At 60.7% G+C, this 14,622-nt stretch carries 16 protein-coding genes, 1 tRNA gene and 1 riboswitch; of the genes, 8 read left to right on the top strand and 9 right to left on the bottom strand.

Going from position 1 to position 14,622, the window contains the following annotated elements; all coding sequences use genetic code 11:
- Positions 1 to 83: 83 nt before the first annotated feature.
- Genes AC6H4Z_RS09125 through AC6H4Z_RS09115 form a run of 3 tightly spaced genes read right to left on the bottom strand, consistent with a single transcriptional unit; the run spans position 84 to position 1,375 of the window.
- Entirely contained in the window at positions 84 to 566 is a 483-nt protein-coding gene (locus AC6H4Z_RS09125) for an SRPBCC family protein (protein WP_497546444.1), read from the bottom strand.
- Positions 544 to 888 carry an ArsR/SmtB family transcription factor gene (locus AC6H4Z_RS09120; protein ID WP_497546443.1) on the bottom strand — a complete coding sequence of 115 codons (345 nt, stop codon included), beginning with the start codon at positions 886 to 888 and terminating at the stop codon, positions 544 to 546. The genes AC6H4Z_RS09125 and AC6H4Z_RS09120 overlap by 23 nt, the downstream gene beginning before the upstream one ends.
- 31 nt (positions 889 to 919) lie before the next feature.
- Positions 920 to 1,375 (bottom strand): SRPBCC family protein, encoded by a 456-nt coding sequence (locus AC6H4Z_RS09115; protein ID WP_497546442.1) that lies wholly within the window; start codon positions 1,373 to 1,375, stop codon positions 920 to 922.
- A 200-nt stretch (positions 1,376 to 1,575) separates the two neighbouring features.
- Between AC6H4Z_RS09115 and AC6H4Z_RS09110 the strand changes: the two genes are divergently transcribed.
- Entirely contained in the window at positions 1,576 to 1,776 is a 201-nt protein-coding gene (locus tag AC6H4Z_RS09110) for a hypothetical protein (RefSeq protein ID WP_497546441.1), read from the top strand.
- Between the two features lie 24 nt (positions 1,777 to 1,800).
- On the opposite strand, the gene AC6H4Z_RS09105 is transcribed toward AC6H4Z_RS09110, so the two are convergent.
- Positions 1,801 to 2,487: a class I SAM-dependent methyltransferase gene (locus AC6H4Z_RS09105; protein WP_497546440.1), complete on the bottom strand. Its 687-nt coding sequence runs from the start codon at positions 2,485 to 2,487 to the stop codon at positions 1,801 to 1,803.
- Between the two features lie 396 nt (positions 2,488 to 2,883).
- Here AC6H4Z_RS09105 and AC6H4Z_RS09100 point away from each other — a divergent pair, with 396 nt between their 5' ends.
- Positions 2,884 to 3,411 carry a hypothetical protein gene (locus AC6H4Z_RS09100; protein ID WP_497546439.1) on the top strand — a complete coding sequence of 176 codons (528 nt, stop codon included), beginning with the start codon at positions 2,884 to 2,886 and terminating at the stop codon, positions 3,409 to 3,411.
- Positions 3,412 to 4,195: 784 nt separating this feature from the next.
- Here AC6H4Z_RS09100 and AC6H4Z_RS09095 read toward each other — a convergent pair.
- Positions 4,196 to 4,405 carry a hypothetical protein gene (locus AC6H4Z_RS09095; RefSeq protein WP_497546438.1) on the bottom strand — a complete coding sequence of 70 codons (210 nt, stop codon included), beginning with the start codon at positions 4,403 to 4,405 and terminating at the stop codon, positions 4,196 to 4,198.
- 579 nt (positions 4,406 to 4,984) lie between these two features.
- Here AC6H4Z_RS09095 and AC6H4Z_RS09090 point away from each other — a divergent pair.
- Complete coding sequence (locus AC6H4Z_RS09090) at positions 4,985 to 5,944, top strand: hypothetical protein (protein ID WP_497546437.1); 960 nt, start codon at positions 4,985 to 4,987, stop codon at positions 5,942 to 5,944.
- A 7-nt stretch (positions 5,945 to 5,951) separates the two neighbouring features.
- Here the strand turns inward: AC6H4Z_RS09090 and AC6H4Z_RS09085 are convergent, their stop codons facing one another.
- Positions 5,952 to 7,454, bottom strand: coding sequence for a serine/threonine-protein kinase (locus AC6H4Z_RS09085; protein WP_497546436.1), 1,503 nt, complete (start codon positions 7,452 to 7,454; stop codon positions 5,952 to 5,954).
- Positions 7,455 to 7,636: 182 nt separating this feature from the next.
- A riboswitch (SAM riboswitch) is annotated at positions 7,637 to 7,756 on the top strand.
- A 36-nt stretch (positions 7,757 to 7,792) separates the two neighbouring features.
- On the opposite strand from AC6H4Z_RS09085, the gene AC6H4Z_RS09080 reads away from it, so the two are divergent.
- The 3 genes from AC6H4Z_RS09080 (at position 7,793) to AC6H4Z_RS09070 (ending at position 10,804) form a co-directional block, all read left to right on the top strand.
- Positions 7,793 to 8,443 (top strand): hypothetical protein, encoded by a 651-nt coding sequence (locus AC6H4Z_RS09080; protein ID WP_497546435.1) that lies wholly within the window; start codon positions 7,793 to 7,795, stop codon positions 8,441 to 8,443.
- Between the two features lie 128 nt (positions 8,444 to 8,571).
- Complete coding sequence (locus tag AC6H4Z_RS09075; protein WP_497546434.1) at positions 8,572 to 9,936, top strand: hypothetical protein; 1,365 nt, start codon at positions 8,572 to 8,574, stop codon at positions 9,934 to 9,936.
- Positions 9,937 to 10,057: 121 nt separating this feature from the next.
- Positions 10,058 to 10,804, top strand: coding sequence for a hypothetical protein (locus AC6H4Z_RS09070; protein WP_497546433.1), 747 nt, complete (start codon positions 10,058 to 10,060; stop codon positions 10,802 to 10,804).
- Positions 10,805 to 11,103: 299 nt separating this feature from the next.
- Here the strand turns inward: AC6H4Z_RS09070 and AC6H4Z_RS09065 are convergent, their stop codons facing one another.
- Both AC6H4Z_RS09065 and AC6H4Z_RS09060 read right to left on the bottom strand, forming a co-directional pair.
- Positions 11,104 to 11,586, bottom strand: a complete 483-nt coding sequence (locus tag AC6H4Z_RS09065; protein WP_497546432.1) for a terminase small subunit-like protein — start codon at positions 11,584 to 11,586, stop codon at positions 11,104 to 11,106.
- A 381-nt stretch (positions 11,587 to 11,967) separates the two neighbouring features.
- Positions 11,968 to 12,660, bottom strand: coding sequence for a recombinase family protein (locus AC6H4Z_RS09060; RefSeq protein WP_497546431.1), 693 nt, complete (start codon positions 12,658 to 12,660; stop codon positions 11,968 to 11,970).
- A 300-nt stretch (positions 12,661 to 12,960) separates the two neighbouring features.
- Between AC6H4Z_RS09060 and AC6H4Z_RS09055 the strand changes: the two genes are divergently transcribed.
- Both AC6H4Z_RS09055 and AC6H4Z_RS09050 read left to right on the top strand, forming a co-directional pair.
- Positions 12,961 to 13,191 carry a hypothetical protein gene (locus AC6H4Z_RS09055; RefSeq protein WP_497546430.1) on the top strand — a complete coding sequence of 77 codons (231 nt, stop codon included), beginning with the start codon at positions 12,961 to 12,963 and terminating at the stop codon, positions 13,189 to 13,191.
- Positions 13,145 to 14,410, top strand: a complete 1,266-nt coding sequence (locus tag AC6H4Z_RS09050) for a tyrosine-type recombinase/integrase (RefSeq protein ID WP_497546429.1) — start codon at positions 13,145 to 13,147, stop codon at positions 14,408 to 14,410. Before AC6H4Z_RS09055 ends, AC6H4Z_RS09050 begins: the two co-directional genes overlap by 47 nt.
- A gap of 99 nt (positions 14,411 to 14,509) precedes the next feature.
- On the opposite strand, the gene AC6H4Z_RS09045 is transcribed toward AC6H4Z_RS09050, so the two are convergent.
- A tRNA-Ile gene (locus AC6H4Z_RS09045) sits at positions 14,510 to 14,583 on the bottom strand.
- Between the last annotated feature and the right edge of the window lie 39 nt (positions 14,584 to 14,622).

Here is a 14,622-nt window from a genome sequence, read left to right as displayed (position 1 = left end):
GACGGGCGCCAATCGATAGCGCCCTTGCACAACGCCCCGTCCGGTCGAAGCGACTGGAGCGGGGCGTTGGCATTGATTGTCCGTCAGGCCGGTGTGCGCGGTAGCACAGTTCCGGTCTCGAGCAGCGTCTTGAGGTTGGCGAGAACCATCGGCCAGCCGCCCGAGATACCTGCAAGCATCTTGGGATCCTTCTCGAGATCTTCATGCGTGACCGTCAGGCGAACGAGCCCCGCGGCGAGCGGCTCGACGTCGAACGACACGCGTGAGTGCTTCGACTGATCCTCGAATTCTGTCGGTCGCGCCCAGGTGAGAACCAGGCGACGGGGAGGCACGTTCTCGACGACCGTGCCGGCGACGTCGACCGTGCGCGCGTCGTCAACGCGTTGGTGTTCCCATCGAGAGCCAGCGTTCCAATCCGACACGTTCACGTGAGCCGGACTCTTCTCGCTCACGCCGACCCAATACTGCTGTGTCACGTCTGTATCGACCAACGCGCGAAACACCTTCTCTGGCGTCGTGGCGATGTACGTCACGTACACGAAACTAGGTTTTGTCGTCGTCGTCACTTTCGAGTTTCCTCTTGAGGTCGCCCAACGCATCGAGACGCGTGCGCTCGAATTTCTCGATCCAGCGCTCGTAGATCTCGTGCAGCGGCACAGGGTTCAGGTAGTGAAGCTTCTCGCGCCCGTGCCAGACGATGGCGACGAGGTTTGCTTCCTCGAGTTGTTGTAGGTGCTGCGTCACGGCTTGGCGTGTCATGTCCATGTGCCCGCACAGTGCCGTGAGCGTTTGGCCGTTGTCCCGATGCAGCAGGTCGAGGAGGCGCCTGCGCGTTGGGTCAGCCAGCGCTTTGAAGACTTTGTCGATGTGCGAAAGACCGGTGGACAATGGTGTTTACCAGCGCGAAATCAGCAGCGCATCAGTTCCAGTTGGTGACCTTCACGTCGTCGGGACTCGGAGCACCCTTCCCGGTTTCGACGAGCGATTTCAAACTCATCAGGAAGGTCCCCCACTTGGTAGTGCAGTGGTGCATGAACTCCACGGGTTCCTTCCAACCCTGGTGCTTGAAGAGGAGGATGGAGTAGTCGTCCTCCTGTCGCAGGTCAAACCCGATCGTCGTGCCGATCCACTCGGCCGGTCCTGCAACGACCTCCCACAGCACACTCTTGCCGGGATGGAGTTCGAGAACCTTCACGTCGATGATGCCAACTTCGACGCCGCCGTTCGTGAAACGGAAGCTGATCACTCCTCCGACTTTGTCGCTGCCCTTCGTTTCTCTGCTCCACCACCCGGAGACGCCCTCGAGCGTCGCCAGCGCGTTGTAGACCGTGTTCATGGAGCCCTTGATTCCGACTTGATGCAGAATGTCCGGCATGTGCGATCCTCCTTCTGGTGGTTCGACGAGCGCGTGCGGTTGTGTTTGGCAAAAGCAACTCGGCTGGCCAGCCAGCGATTTGGGACCTTTGCCGTTGTCTCCAGATCGTGCATGGATAATAGGCAAGTATTTACCTGCATGTCAATAGACAGATCGGCACACGCACGCGATCTTCAGCTCACCTGCGAAGCGAGCAAACGATGAAGACCGTCGGCACTGTGTTCGGAATTCTGGTGGCTCTGGCCGGTTGTGTCTGGCTACTTCAGGGCATCGGCGTACTGCCCGGCAGCTTCATGACAGGTCAAAGGATCTGGGCGATCTACGGCGCGATCGCGATCGCAGCGGGTGCCGCGATCTTCTGGGCAAGCCGGCGCGCGAACACGAAAGGGCCTCGACAGTAAGCCTGCCGCCCAAATTGCCCCTGCTCAACCGCTACGACGCGCGTGATAGATCGCATGCGCGCGCGTTTTCTCGACAACGTCGAGAAACGACTGCTCCTCAAATAGCCGGCCGCAGGCCGTTGCGCGATACGCGATATACAAATCGTGATGGCCGTAGTCGAACGATCGCCGAACATTCTCGATGAACGGCCGCATCACGTCGGGACCAAACGGGTTGTAGAGGTAAAGCACCGTCGGTGCATCAGGGAACTCATACGTCAGCGCGTCCTGGCAGAGCAGCTGGATTGCAGACGTCGATCGCCGTCGCTCGCGAAATCGCTCGATGTTCTGATGCGCGATGCCTGCGAGCCGTTCCGAAAACTCGATTCCGACAATCCGTTGGTAGCCGACGAGATCAGCGAAGAACAATGCCCGGCCCTTCCCGCACCCGACATCGATGAACGCGTACTCGCGCGGATCGACGGGAATCGCCTTCATGATGCGCGAGAAATCGCGCCACGTGCTTGCCTCGTATCCGGGCGAGTGCGACGCATGTGACGACTGAACATCCGCGAGGTACGCCATCTCGTTGAGAGCTGTCTCTGTTCCGTACTTCCGGTCGAACGAGAGATGGTCGCGATACACCACGTACTGCCGGTGGAGGTAGGTCTCAACGCGTTTCGCCGTTGACCGAACACCTTCGGTCCGGACGAGTTCAACAGTTCGGGTCACCAAGCGCATCGTCGCACCGAGTAAAGAGGTGCCGGGCGCATCCACCAAATTTTGTGCCGGTGAAAGGGAGAGTTCACCCCAGCGATTGGACGCACGGTGGTCGGCACGAGCGGACAGCAGAGCCCGGAAGCCACAAAAGCAAAAGCCCCACAACGGGCTAACCGTCGCAGGGCAATGGCTTTGAAAAGTGGGCCTCGGAGGAGTTGAACCTCCGACCTCCGCTTATCAGACGACCTCAATAGCGTCAGTTGGTTCTTCCAATGATGATTTTCAACGACTTAGCTCGTTCGCCGCGACGGCTAGCGCGGAGCACCGCGACGCCGAATCGACGTTGCTCTGGATCAAAATCACCGGAGCTGCAACCGGTATTCTCGCGCTCTTTACGATTGGTCTGTTTTGGCGACGAGAGACCTCGCGACGGACGCACGCGAATCAGCTCGGCGACAGCTGCGAGCATATGTCTCCGTTCGCAACTTCCGAGCGGATCCGCACCCCGAGCCGCAACCAGGGAACGCAAACGTCGGCTGGCTCATCGCGCCTCGGTTCGAAAACACCGGCAACACACCAGCCCGGAACACTCGGTTAACGGTCAACTACCTTCGGCAGCCTGCCGATCTCCCGGCAGACTACGACTTCGCCCCAGTGTCGACCGATACGCATGCGAGCATCGGTCCTCCTGGGCGCCGAACGAGGGTTTCCGGATCGCCGTACTATCTCGACGTTGGCGAAGCAATGCTGCTCGCTCACGACAAGAAGATGCGCGCATTCGTTTGGGGATGCTTCGAGTATGACGACGTGTTCTCGCCCAAGACGCCGCGACACAAGACAACGTTCGCGGCCGAATTGTTGGTCGAGGGCGACCCGATCGCGGCGGAGGGGATCTTTCGGTTTCGGATGCTCGACCGCTACAACGACGCTACTTGAGTTGGAGGAGCACCGCGCGCTGCACCAGAATCGCCGGTCCCACAACGTCGACGGCCCCGGATGGTCTCGGGGCCGGGTCTTCTTTTTTCTGGATTGATAGGACCCTACTGGACTGTTAACGAAGTAACAGGAGCATCGTTCGTGCGGGCCACCGAGCGCGCTAGGCGAGCACAAGCTACATTTTTGTCGGCTGAAGGTCCTCGGCCCCCCGTGCGAGTCCTGAACTCCAACCCTCAGCGAGGCTCTACGCTTGAGTTCACCGTCTGACCGGCGCGCCAGCGACGAATGGGTAGTCTATGTCAGTAGCTTGCTGGCGCTTTGCTTGTTGCTGCAGGTTGTTGGCTTCGCCGGGCATAGTCTAGTGCTAGTTCTTGTATCCGCTGGCGTCTACTTCGCCGCCAATGCCTTGGTCCAGGGTGGCCCCCCACATGTTCGGCTGGGAAACGCAGCCATTTTTACAACAATGATGACCCTACTAGGATATCTGCTCAGCTTCGTGATTCAGCCTTGAGCCATAGCGTTACCCTGGCCTAAGGGGCTTGTAACTGAAGTTCGTGGTGCACGAATGCGATGCTTCACGTTCGAGTACGACCACTGAATGGGTTGGCACGCCTTGTTGTGCGCGCAGATGTACTGCAGCAGTTTGCGGCGCAGATCCGCAGTGGAGGTGAAGATGCCGCGGGCGATCATGTCCCGTTCGATCTTCGCAAACCACAGCTCGACTTGATTGAGCCACGAGCTATACTGACCACCGTCTTAGCCAAGGCATCGCCCCCGTGGTTGCTCATCGTTCCCGCTCCGGCAGAAGGCCATTCTTTCGCGCTCGCACGATCACTCGTCGAAACAGCTCGACGAAGTTGTCGACCGCCGCATACGGGATCTCGAACGCGATGTTGTCCGCGATCGGCGATCCCGAAAAGTTCTTCACGGCGAACGCCACCATGAGCGTATCGCTCTCACGCTCCACCGCCTGAGACGGGTCTAGGCGGCGCATGGGGTTCTGTCGCGTTCTTGAGCCGGGCAACGGTCGCTTCCGTCCAGCTCGCGAGGACGAATACGAGTACAGCGATTAGCCGGCTCAGATCGTTGGCACTGGCGGGGACACTGACCTCCGGCCACAGTGACAAGAGAAAGGCCCCGCAATCGACTAAGTCGATGCGGGGCCTTCGTATGAATCAGTGGGCCTGGGAGGAGTTGAACCTCCGACCTCACGCTTATCAGGCAGTCCGCACCGGGCGGGGAAAACCGAGAAAAGCCATTTTTCCCTCTGGCAGCTCACGCACTCTGCCGGGATTCCCTACCCCGGATGACGGACTTTGCCGCAACCAACGGACACAGTAACGGACACAGCTAACCCTGTGGGATCACCAGGGGAGGTCTTCGCCTGAACCCATCGGACAGCGTCGCCCTGGGCGGCGAGTCTCGATCGCAATTATATGGGGCGCAGGATGGGCTCGCTACCGCACTCGACGAGCCGAAGTCGCGGTCACAGCGATACGTTTCTTTCGACGGTTCGCCCCGCCGCCCGCAGGTGTGCTGGGCCGACTGGCCTTCCACCTTTTCTGGCCGTTCAATGGAGCGACGAGTCGAGACGGAGAAGATCGTTCGTCAACCTGAGCCTATCGGACGATTCGCGGTGGACCTTGCGGCGCGGTTGCGGCGTGCGATTACAGGGCTCGTGGCGTGGATGAACCGTCCACTACCAGCTGACTCCCGTTACCATCAGGCCGCTTCAATTCTCGAGCTGGTCGGCGGCTCGGGACTGTTCGCCCCGGACGGCGCGGACGAGTTGCAGACAATGAGGGCGATTGAGCTTGCCCTAGATACGATCGCCATCGCGGAATCACTCCCCGCCACTCGGATCGCGGACCTGCGACGCGACCTGGAACTCTGCGGCAACGGACATATCGCGTCGGCGGGAGATGACTTCCAACCTCTGCAGGCACAGACGCAGCTTGTTGTCAGAGCGGCACTATTTCGAGCAGGGGTCGAGCCGTATCAGCCGACGCACTCCGGCTCTAAAGGGGGCAAGAAGCCAGACATTTTGCTGGAGAATGGTGCGACAACACATGCGCTTGAAGTCAAACGGCCAACTGCGAGCAAAAACGGCCTGCCGAGAGCGAAGGACGCAGCCGACCAGTTGAAAGGCGCGGGACTCACGGGCGGCTTGGTGATTGACATCACCGACTGCCTGCATGACTCGAATCCGGATGCCGCCGATGCCGAAGTCATACGCCAAGCGGAAACGATCGGCAGGGAGTTCTTTCTCGAGGGTCAAGGCTGGCACCCTGGCTGCTCTCACGTACTGATTGTCGCCGTAATCGCCCGCCCTGCATGGCGGTTCCAAAGCACCGGCGAAAACGCTGGCTACGTTCATATCCACAGCACGTCATGCATCGCAGCATTTGGCACGGCCCGCGGAACGCTGGATTCGCTGCGCGCGCACTGGCTACGCGCAAAGCTGGAAACGGGACTGAATGGGCTGGGTTTCGGCGATCCCAGGCAGGCCGCGCGGCGTGTCGAGCGCCTGTGACGGGAGCCTAAAGTATCTGCTCCAACAACGCCTTGAACCACCCGTCGTCGAGCGGCAGATGCCGGTGCTGGAAACGTCCCATTGCCTGAAGAACCTGGAGTTGACGCGGCAGGTCTTGAAGTTCGAGTCCGAACCAGTGCGGGAATGCCGTCTCCTGGACAAATGGATTCATTTCGAACCGGATCTGCTCCCACGATCCAAAACGCTCCTCAGCGCGTTGCACTCGGTAGATCATGTTGAAGCTTCCGAACGTGTCCTGTCGGAAGAAGTCGTCGCGCGTCGCTGGCTTGGGGTTGGGCACCAGATCCGCTACAGCGATGATGCGCGCAGTACCCAACGGTGGCGCCGCAATGTCGTCGCAAATCGAACCAGCGAGAATGAGTCGCATTGCCGAGTGTTGCGACCGTACTTCGACGCGCATGGGCGCAGAGCTCTGAACGGTGAGCTTGCCAACCGCCGACGCAGAGTTGAACGCATCGACTACCGACGTGAGCACGTCGACCGGCTCCTTGAAAGCCATCTCCAAGAGCGCCAGTCGTTCCTGACGGCGCTCGCGCTCCTCTCGGGCCCGTGCCTCCGCCTCCGTTCGCTCGACGAGCGTCGCGGTGGCTTTGCTGACAAGCGCACGCACGTCTGGGCCGGGACCGGCAGGAACATCATTCCTCAGACGTTCGGAGATCTCAGCGAAGGAGCGCGGCCGTCTCGCCGGGTCCTTTTGCAGCATCTGGAGGATGAGCTGGACGGTTTCCGATGGTAGATCGGGTCGCAGTCGTCGAATGTCTTTCGGCGCGGTAAGCAAATGCGCGTTGCGCCACGCCATCGACCCGACGTCGGTAACCTTTGGCTCGATTGGGAGCACCAGCGTCGCCAGCTCGAAGAACATGACGCCGCCCGCGTACACATCCATCGCGGGAGTATTGGGCCCGCCTTCGAAAGCCTCTGGGGCTTGATACGCACGTGTGCCCCAACCCTTGAATGTATCCGTTCGCGTTGCCGCATCGGCCAACTTCGCCAGACCAAAGTCGGTGATCTTCAACGCGCCGCCGCTCGCGACGAGTACGTTGGCTGGCTTGAGATCGCGATGCACCAGCTTCTCGTTGACCGCAGCCATGCCATCGGCGACCTGCGTGAAGATTGCGCGGAGTTCGTTCGGCTCGAACTGCTTTGCGGCCGTCCGCTGGTTCGCGATCATGTCCCTCAGAGTCCCGCCGTCCACGAATTCCATCACCAGATACGGTGGCTGCCCGGGCGTGGCCTCACCGTCGTTCGCGTGGAGGACACGAACGACGTTGCCGTGCACTACCTCCACCGCGTGTTTCGCCTCGTTCTGCAACGTACGCAACGCATCGGCGTTCAGCGCACCTGTGGAGATCGTCTTGATCGCGACGCGCGTGCCGTCAGATGCAATCCCGACGAAGACATCGCCGAATCCACCAGCACCGATCCACCGATCGATGGTGATCTTCCCGCCGTCCGGGCCGTCGACGGTGCTGCCAAGACGTATATCCATGGTTTCGCTGGGTAGGGGCACACCATAAACATAGAGCTGCACTGCCCAGCTGTCGAAGAACTCCGATGAGACTTCTGTGCGCGTCTCCGCGCCTCACGAGCTGCGACCCTCACGACGAAGAGTAGCGACACCGGGCGAAAGCCGTAGATTGACGCTGTAGTCGGCCGCCTCCGTCTCGGCGGCCAACATGAAGAGGGCGCGAGAGAACCGGCTCGACGACCGCCCGCCAATCCGTCACCTCCAGATCGGAGAACGGTGGCCCAGCCGACCAACGGCGATGGATGTCGTTGGACCCATGTGCGCGATGAGACGGGATTCTCACACGCGAAAGGTGCGCTATGCGACACAAGGCACGCGCTTGGCCGGAGTCGGTCAATCGGTTCGGGCAGATCGTTCTAGGCCACTCGCAGCTCGCCCTGCTGCATGGGCTCTATGATCGACCCAACGGCCACGCCGTTTCGATTGCCGATTGGGTTCGAGCTGCCACGCCCTACGCTGATCTGTTCCGCGTGATGGGCAGCGCCGATGCGCTTCGCCAGGCTGCACTGCGCGTTCCTGCCGCTTGGGTAGCACAAGAGCCAACGCGGCACCGCATCACCGCGACGCTCCTGCCTCGCGGCCGCGCGATCGTTGAGCGCGAGCTGCCAGCCTACGTACAGCGACACGGCGAGTACCGCGGCCTTCGCGTCCTGCGTGAACGCGATGAGATCCTGAAGCCCACACTATCGCTGCAGTATGCGCACGTTCTCGCTGGGCCCTTGGGTGCGAAGATCCGTGCAATCGGTGCCGCGTGGCGTCGGCGGAATCCAGCGCGTGGGCTGAACGCCCAGCTCAAGTCTGTCGGAGCGGTCGATGCGCTGACGAACTACGTCTGCGGTTACGTGATCAGACATGCTGCCCTGCCCCGCGGCCTCCATTGGATTCCGTGCCCCGCGTACCACACCACGGATTTGTTGGTCGACTTCGACGACCTGATCGCGGCTAGTTGATACGACGCCACTTGCGGGCGCGGACGCTAACTCGCGTTATCCGCGTTTCAGTAGTGCGACTAGCAAGGAGGCCGTATGTTTGGCACGCCGCCCAGACCAAGGCTTGCACCATTCTCTTCATTCGGCACATGACAGACCAGGCGCTACGCGTACAACAGCACTCCGCTCTGCAGATTTTAGAGTCTCTACAAGCGCCGCTAGATCAAGCCAGCGCGCGAGCGGACATCGATCCATCGTCTGTTTCGCAGCTCGCGCACGTTGCGGCTGTCCGCGCGTACGCCCTGGAAGTCCTTACTGACGCGCCCCCCGCGTTGATATCGGACCAGACGCTCGACATTCTGTATGGGCAGCTGAATAACCTCGCGAGTCACGTAGCGAGTTTCGCAGCCGGGGCCGGAGGTGGGTATCTGAGCAACGCGGCCGTCGAAGCGGATGCGGTGCTTTCAACGCTAGCCAAGATACCGCAGCCTTTCGCAGCGAACCCGCAGGCCCTGAGTCGAGCATTCAAGGATTATCATCGAATAGTCGAGAAGTCAGCGGTTAGCGCACAGCACCAGCTATCGACGTTCCAAACGCGCGCCGAGCAGTTCTCATCGGCAATGGCGAATTTGGAGCAGCGCGCCACTAGCACAGATGCGCGTATCGATGGGGTCATCGGCCAATACCAGCAGACGTTTGAAACGTCGCAAGCGCAGCGTCAGCAGACGTTCGATTCCATGCAGGTACAGCGTCAGCAGATGTTCGACGCCGAATTCACGGCCACCAGAGCCGCTCTATCAACCGAAGTGGCGAGTTTGAAAGAGAGCGCGACGGCGCTCCTTGAGCGCAACGCCACGCAGGGTAACGACGCGCTCGCGGCACTGGATGTAGCCGTCAACGGCGCCAAGGATGCGGCACGCACGACGGTGCTCATGCTTGACTCGGAGTTCCGACAGACCGCCAATGCATTAGTTGCCGCTTTGGAGGCTCAACGAAAAGAGGCCGATAAGCTAGTAGGTCTTATCGGCGAGCGCGGCGTCACGTCGTCATACCAGAAGACGGCGAACGAAGCGAGATCTGAGATGTGGATTTGGCAAGGGATGACGGTAGTTGTCATGAGCACCCTGCTCTTCGGCGCGATCTTCGAGTTCGTTCCCGCCTTGAAGGACGGATGGAACTGGGGAATAGGCGGTGCGAGAATGATGGTCGCCGTCATCGCCACGCTCTTAGCCAGTTATACGGGGGCTCAAGCCAAGATCGCGAGAGACACGGTTCGGAAGAACCGGCGGCGTGAGATGGACCTCTCGGCTCTCGGTCCCTATCTCGCCCCACTCCCAGAGGGAGAGCAGCATGAGATTCGTACGCGAATCGCTGATCGGTACTTCGCTGAAGATGAGCACGCGCAAGCCGTCGCTACGGGGCTTGAAAGCCTGTTAAGCGACCCCGACGTCGCAAACGCCTTAAAAGGGCTACCAAAAGCGGCGGTGCTCACAGCTCTGAAAGCTGTGAAGTGAGTGCCGGAAGCGGATTGCCGTGAAATCGTGCGATCCCGAGAGAACGCTCAAGTAGCTGCATGCGATGCTGCAGCCAATCACCGCGCGACGGTGGCCGCGAACATTGAACTGGAGATAACACGTGCCCGATTGGGAAGCGTTCGCTAGTGCAGAAAAGCAAATCGAACGGCTCTTCTCGAATGATTGCCCTTTCTCTTCGGAGCTCATGGTCCGCGAATACAGGAGGCGGAACTCCTGCGACCTACAACCTGAGAAGAAGATTCACAGAATCTTTCAGCGTGAGTTTCTGGACAGGGACATTGCAGACAACGTTTTGACGTTCCCGTTGGCGAGCGCCGGTATGTGGAAAGACCCCCTTGAGAATCCCCTCTCCGGCGTCTCAGAAACAGACCCGGTTACTGGTTTGCGAATTGATCTCGGTAACCTGGTTCGAGGATTCCACGCACTTTGCTGGACGCGCCGCTCTAGGGCGAAACCCGAGGATTGGTCCACGTTCGCGCACGGACGAGAACCGGTCCGGATTACCACAAGCGTTGGAAAACTGCTGGATCGCCTGATGAATCCTTCTGATCCGGTGTATATGCATCGAACGTGGTTGTTCGAGGTTGACTATGTGAGTGCGAAACGCATCGCAGAGATGCAATCACCTGATGGAGTGTTCAGCCGACTTGAGTCACGGGGGCTGCGGCTGGCGCGCAGCGCGGCTACCGTGAATGCAAAACACATGGACGAAGAGGAGGTCAGGCTTCTTTTCGATCCAACGGTGCCACCACCTTCGCCGGGTGTCCTTGTAGATGAGCGAAGTGGACTGGTTCATGTCCCCTTCGACTGGAATGGAGTCATCGAGAACAGCCAGGACGCTCCATAAGTCGAAGCGCCTCGACGCCGATTGCGCCGAACAATTCGAGACCCTGCTCGCCACCACCCGAGTATTCGGCGGTGCGTTTTAGATGTGTAACGAGAACCGCCCACCACGGCGAGGAAACCGATCACGCATAGCGTGTTCATGAGCGAGAGCGTCGAGCGTTGGTCCAGTTCTGTCGACGAGGCTGCCTATCAGGCGATCACGTCGTGATCGTACTGGCTAGCTAGAACGACTAGAAGTCAGCACAGCCTCGTCTCGTGACCAACCCACCGCGATCTCCGCAATCCTGAGCCGAAGTGAACCTAGGGATGGAGAGGGGACTCGCGATCAAGTTCTGGCGGGCGTGGCGGCGGAGGCTGGCGAAGGGCCTCCAGCATCAGTTGTCCGAGATCGATGGATACTCCCGGCTTCGCCCCGAATTGGTCGGGGGCGAACCGCTCGGCCATCCATTGACGCGTGCCCACTTGGAGTCGCGCCTTTTGAACTGCGGCGGTACTCGGTTCGACATCGTCAGCGATCTGCGCGGCCTCTTCGACGAGAGCAATGGCGCTCTCACGGCGCGCTGTTGCGATCCGACCCTTCGCGTCATCGCTGTCGTTGTTAAGGATGCCGCTCACGAACGGGCGGCTGACCGGCTCTCCGAGGTCCTGAGAAATGAGCAGAGCCAGTTGTCCTATCCGTCCACCTGCAGCGACGAACGAGCAGGCGTAGTCGACGATCGTTGCGGTAGGACCGAGTTCGCGTTCGGCACGGGCGGCGAGAGCTCGCAAGACGCGCGCGCGCATGGGTGCGCCCGGCATCCTACGACAGAGCGACAAGACCGCCGGTGAAAAAAAAGGGGACGCGCGCGGCTCGCCCCACGAAGCGGATTACGCTGAGCATTGTGAGATCCGAGTACTGCCGGTGGATGGCCGACGAGAAACCGACGCGGGGTGAGAACCGCGGGCGCGCCGCAGCGCAACTTTCTCGTAGCATGCATTAAATATAGTTAGAGAACGCTTATTTGTCCATACACGCGGTGCGTGATCGCGGGGACAATAGACGGGTTGGACCGATGAGCGGCGACGCCTTCGTCCGGTACCGTCGCACTGCGAGGCGGGGCGTCAGAAATAAGGGGGGGCTCTTCCCTGGGCACGGGATTGGGGATGGTCTCGAACCGTCGGGATCTATTGCGGCTTTTGGTCGAGTCGCCCGAGAAGTCGCGAGACCTGCATCGCCGTCCATTCCCCTCCCCGCGGCGCAGGCATCCCGCGGTCGTTCAGTGCCCTCGCTATCCCTCGCAGCGTCGTCACCATGTCGTCGCGCAGATCACGGATCGTATCGGCGAACGCTTCGGCATCGAGCTGCGCGCGCTCGGAGCGCAGTCGCGCACTCTGGGCCGAGCCACGCTTTGCTGCCGCGGCGCTGATTCGCTCCCGATGGCCACCAAGCTGGACGCCGCGGCGCTTGGCCGCAGTTAGCGCGGCCCTCGTTCGCTCCGAGATCACGCGGCGTTCGTGTTCGGCGAGCACGGCGAACAGATCGACCGTGAGCTCGTTCGCCTCCGGCATCTCTGCAATTACGAAGCGGACGCCTTCGGCCTTGAGGTTCATCAGGAAGCGAGCGTCGCGCGACAACCGATCGAGCTTCGCGACGATGAGCCGAGCGCCGTAGATGCGGCACGCCTTGAGCGCCTTCGCCAACTCCGGCCTCGCATCGTTTCCGCCGCTCTCGACCTCGGTGAACTCGGCTTTGAGGGTCCATCTGCCGCCGTTCAGGTAGTCGAGAACGGAAGCACGCTGGGCTTCGAGCCCCAGCCCGCTCCTGCCCTGCCGCGCCGTCGAGACGCGAAAGTACGCCACATACGAGCCCGTCGGCATATGACTCCGTAACAGTAAGCCCATCGAACGTCGGGCTTAACGTTACAACATCGGTGCGCGGCCCGCCAGTGCGTCTTCAGGTGACGCTTGCGGAGGCTGTTGCTCCAGATACGTTCTGGCGCGAGGATAGGGCGCCTGCATTATCGATTGGCGGAGGTATCTGATGCCACCGTGCCCTACATCGCGTTGGAACGAGCGTGTCTCGCACGCGCGCGTTTCGTCGGACAGTAGGCAGCCCTTCTCGACGTCCCCTTGCAACATCAACAACCGCCCGTCCTCCGAGACCACCGGAATCCCGCCATGACGCCAACACCCGCAACACCAGCCGCTATGACGCCGACCATCCAGTTCGACCCGGCGGCGGCGACGAATACCGTGAGGGAATTGCGCGCCGGGGCGTCGTTACTCAAATGGACGCTGGCGCTCGCACATGCCATCCTCGGGTTGCGCGAGCTGTCATCAACCGCCAAGCAGGAGGCGAACGATGAACAGCCCAAAACAGCGGAAGCGACAGTCGTATGTCGCTGGTGAGAAGGGTCGCAATCGAGTGCGGCTCTACCCGCATCCGCAATACGGTACTCTGTACGTCGAGTACCGCGACGAGGTCGGCGCGAAGAAGCGCATTGCGCTGGGGCACGACGACCTGACGAAGGGCAAAATCGCAGCAAATGAACTCGCGGCGGCGCTACTGAAGAACGAGAGTCCGCGACGCACAGAGGAACTCACGCTGCGTGCGCTGTTTGACAACTACGAACGTGAGGTCACGCCGACGAAGGCGATGACGACGCAGGCACACGATCGGCGAACACGAAAGCTCTTCGAGAAATGTTGGGGAACGAGCGCCATCGTGAAGGACTTGGACCGACGCGATTGGGACCGTTACATCTCACGACGTCGAAGTGGTGCGGTGAGACCGGACGGCAGAGCAGCCAAGGCAAAAGACAAAGGCGAAGCTGGCGTAAAGAATCGACAGATTGAGTACGACCTTCGCTTTCTCCTCGCCGTCTGCAACTGGGCCGAGACGGTTCGAGTGAAGGGCGTTCCAATGCTAGAACGCAACCCGTTCAGGGGCTTCCCGATTCCCGTCGAAGCCAATCCGAGGCGTCCCGTCGTCACTGACGACGAGTTCGGCCGTCTCACTGTCGCAGCGAAGCAGTTAGCGGCAGTCGCGAAGGCCCCGACGAAGGACGGGAAGGAGAACCAAAACAAGCCGTGGAAGGACGTCGAGCTGTACTTGCTCCTCGCGCACGAAACCGGCCACCGTTGTTCGGCTGTTGGTCGGCTCCGATGGAGTGATGTCGACGTAGAGAAGGGACTGATGACGTGGCGAGCGGAGTTCGACAAGATCGGCGTTGAGCACACCGTTCCCCTCTCGCAGGCGGCTTCGAAGGCACTCAAGGACGCGGGCGAGGAGTTCCGAGCAGCACAGAAAGATGCTGGCCGCATCGGAGACGGCTGGGTTTTCCCTTCACCGACGGATGCAGAGCGACCCGTTCGGCGGGACGTACTACGAGACGCCTGGCAGAAGTTGGAGAAGCTCGCAAAGCTGCAGCGCATTCCAGGCCGGGGCTGGCATTCCCTGCGACGAAAATTCGCGACCGACCTGAAGCGAACGCCGCTCGCCGACTTGTGCAGTCTCGGCGGGTGGAAGGATCACAACACGATCCTGAAGTGCTACATGCGGCCTGACGAGGCGACGATGCGATCTGCGCTCGCGGCGCGCACAGAGGGACGGACGGCGGCAGGCTAGTCGCAACGGACACACTGAACGGACACACCTGCCCGCCAGCTGGCAAAGGAAAACCCCGCTTAAGGCCGTAGCCTCAAGCGGGGTTTATACTTGCGAAAGTGGGCCTGGGAGGAGTTGAACCTCCGACCTCACGCTTATCAGGCGTGCGCTCTAACCACCTGAGCTACAGGCCCTTACGGGCTCCTTCAGAGTCTGAAAAGTTAACCAGACCC

It is taken from the genome of Leucogemmata humicola (assembly GCF_055379415.1).
Note: the sequence above shows the minus strand (reverse complement) of the source record. Positions and strands in the feature narration are given on the sequence as shown.

Coding starts and splice junctions, on each gene's coding strand:
- AC6H4Z_RS09085 (WP_497546436.1), bottom strand. CDS start 7,454: ATGGATATACGTCTTGGCAGCACCGTCGACGGCCCGGACGGCGGGAAG.
- AC6H4Z_RS09075 (WP_497546434.1), top strand. CDS start 8,572: ATGACAGACCAGGCGCTACGCGTACAACAGCACTCCGCTCTGCAGATT.
- AC6H4Z_RS09055 (WP_497546430.1), top strand. CDS start 12,961: ATGACGCCAACACCCGCAACACCAGCCGCTATGACGCCGACCATCCAG.
- AC6H4Z_RS09060 (WP_497546431.1), bottom strand. CDS start 12,660: ATGCCGACGGGCTCGTATGTGGCGTACTTTCGCGTCTCGACGGCGCGG.
- AC6H4Z_RS09115 (WP_497546442.1), bottom strand. CDS start 1,375: ATGCCGGACATTCTGCATCAAGTCGGAATCAAGGGCTCCATGAACACG.
- AC6H4Z_RS09095 (WP_497546438.1), bottom strand. CDS start 4,405: ATGCGCCGCCTAGACCCGTCTCAGGCGGTGGAGCGTGAGAGCGATACG.
- AC6H4Z_RS09080 (WP_497546435.1), top strand. CDS start 7,793: ATGCGACACAAGGCACGCGCTTGGCCGGAGTCGGTCAATCGGTTCGGG.
- AC6H4Z_RS09065 (WP_497546432.1), bottom strand. CDS start 11,586: ATGCGCGCGCGCGTCTTGCGAGCTCTCGCCGCCCGTGCCGAACGCGAA.
- AC6H4Z_RS09050 (WP_497546429.1), top strand. CDS start 13,145: ATGAACAGCCCAAAACAGCGGAAGCGACAGTCGTATGTCGCTGGTGAG.
- AC6H4Z_RS09090 (WP_497546437.1), top strand. CDS start 4,985: ATGGAGCGACGAGTCGAGACGGAGAAGATCGTTCGTCAACCTGAGCCT.
- AC6H4Z_RS09110 (WP_497546441.1), top strand. CDS start 1,576: ATGAAGACCGTCGGCACTGTGTTCGGAATTCTGGTGGCTCTGGCCGGT.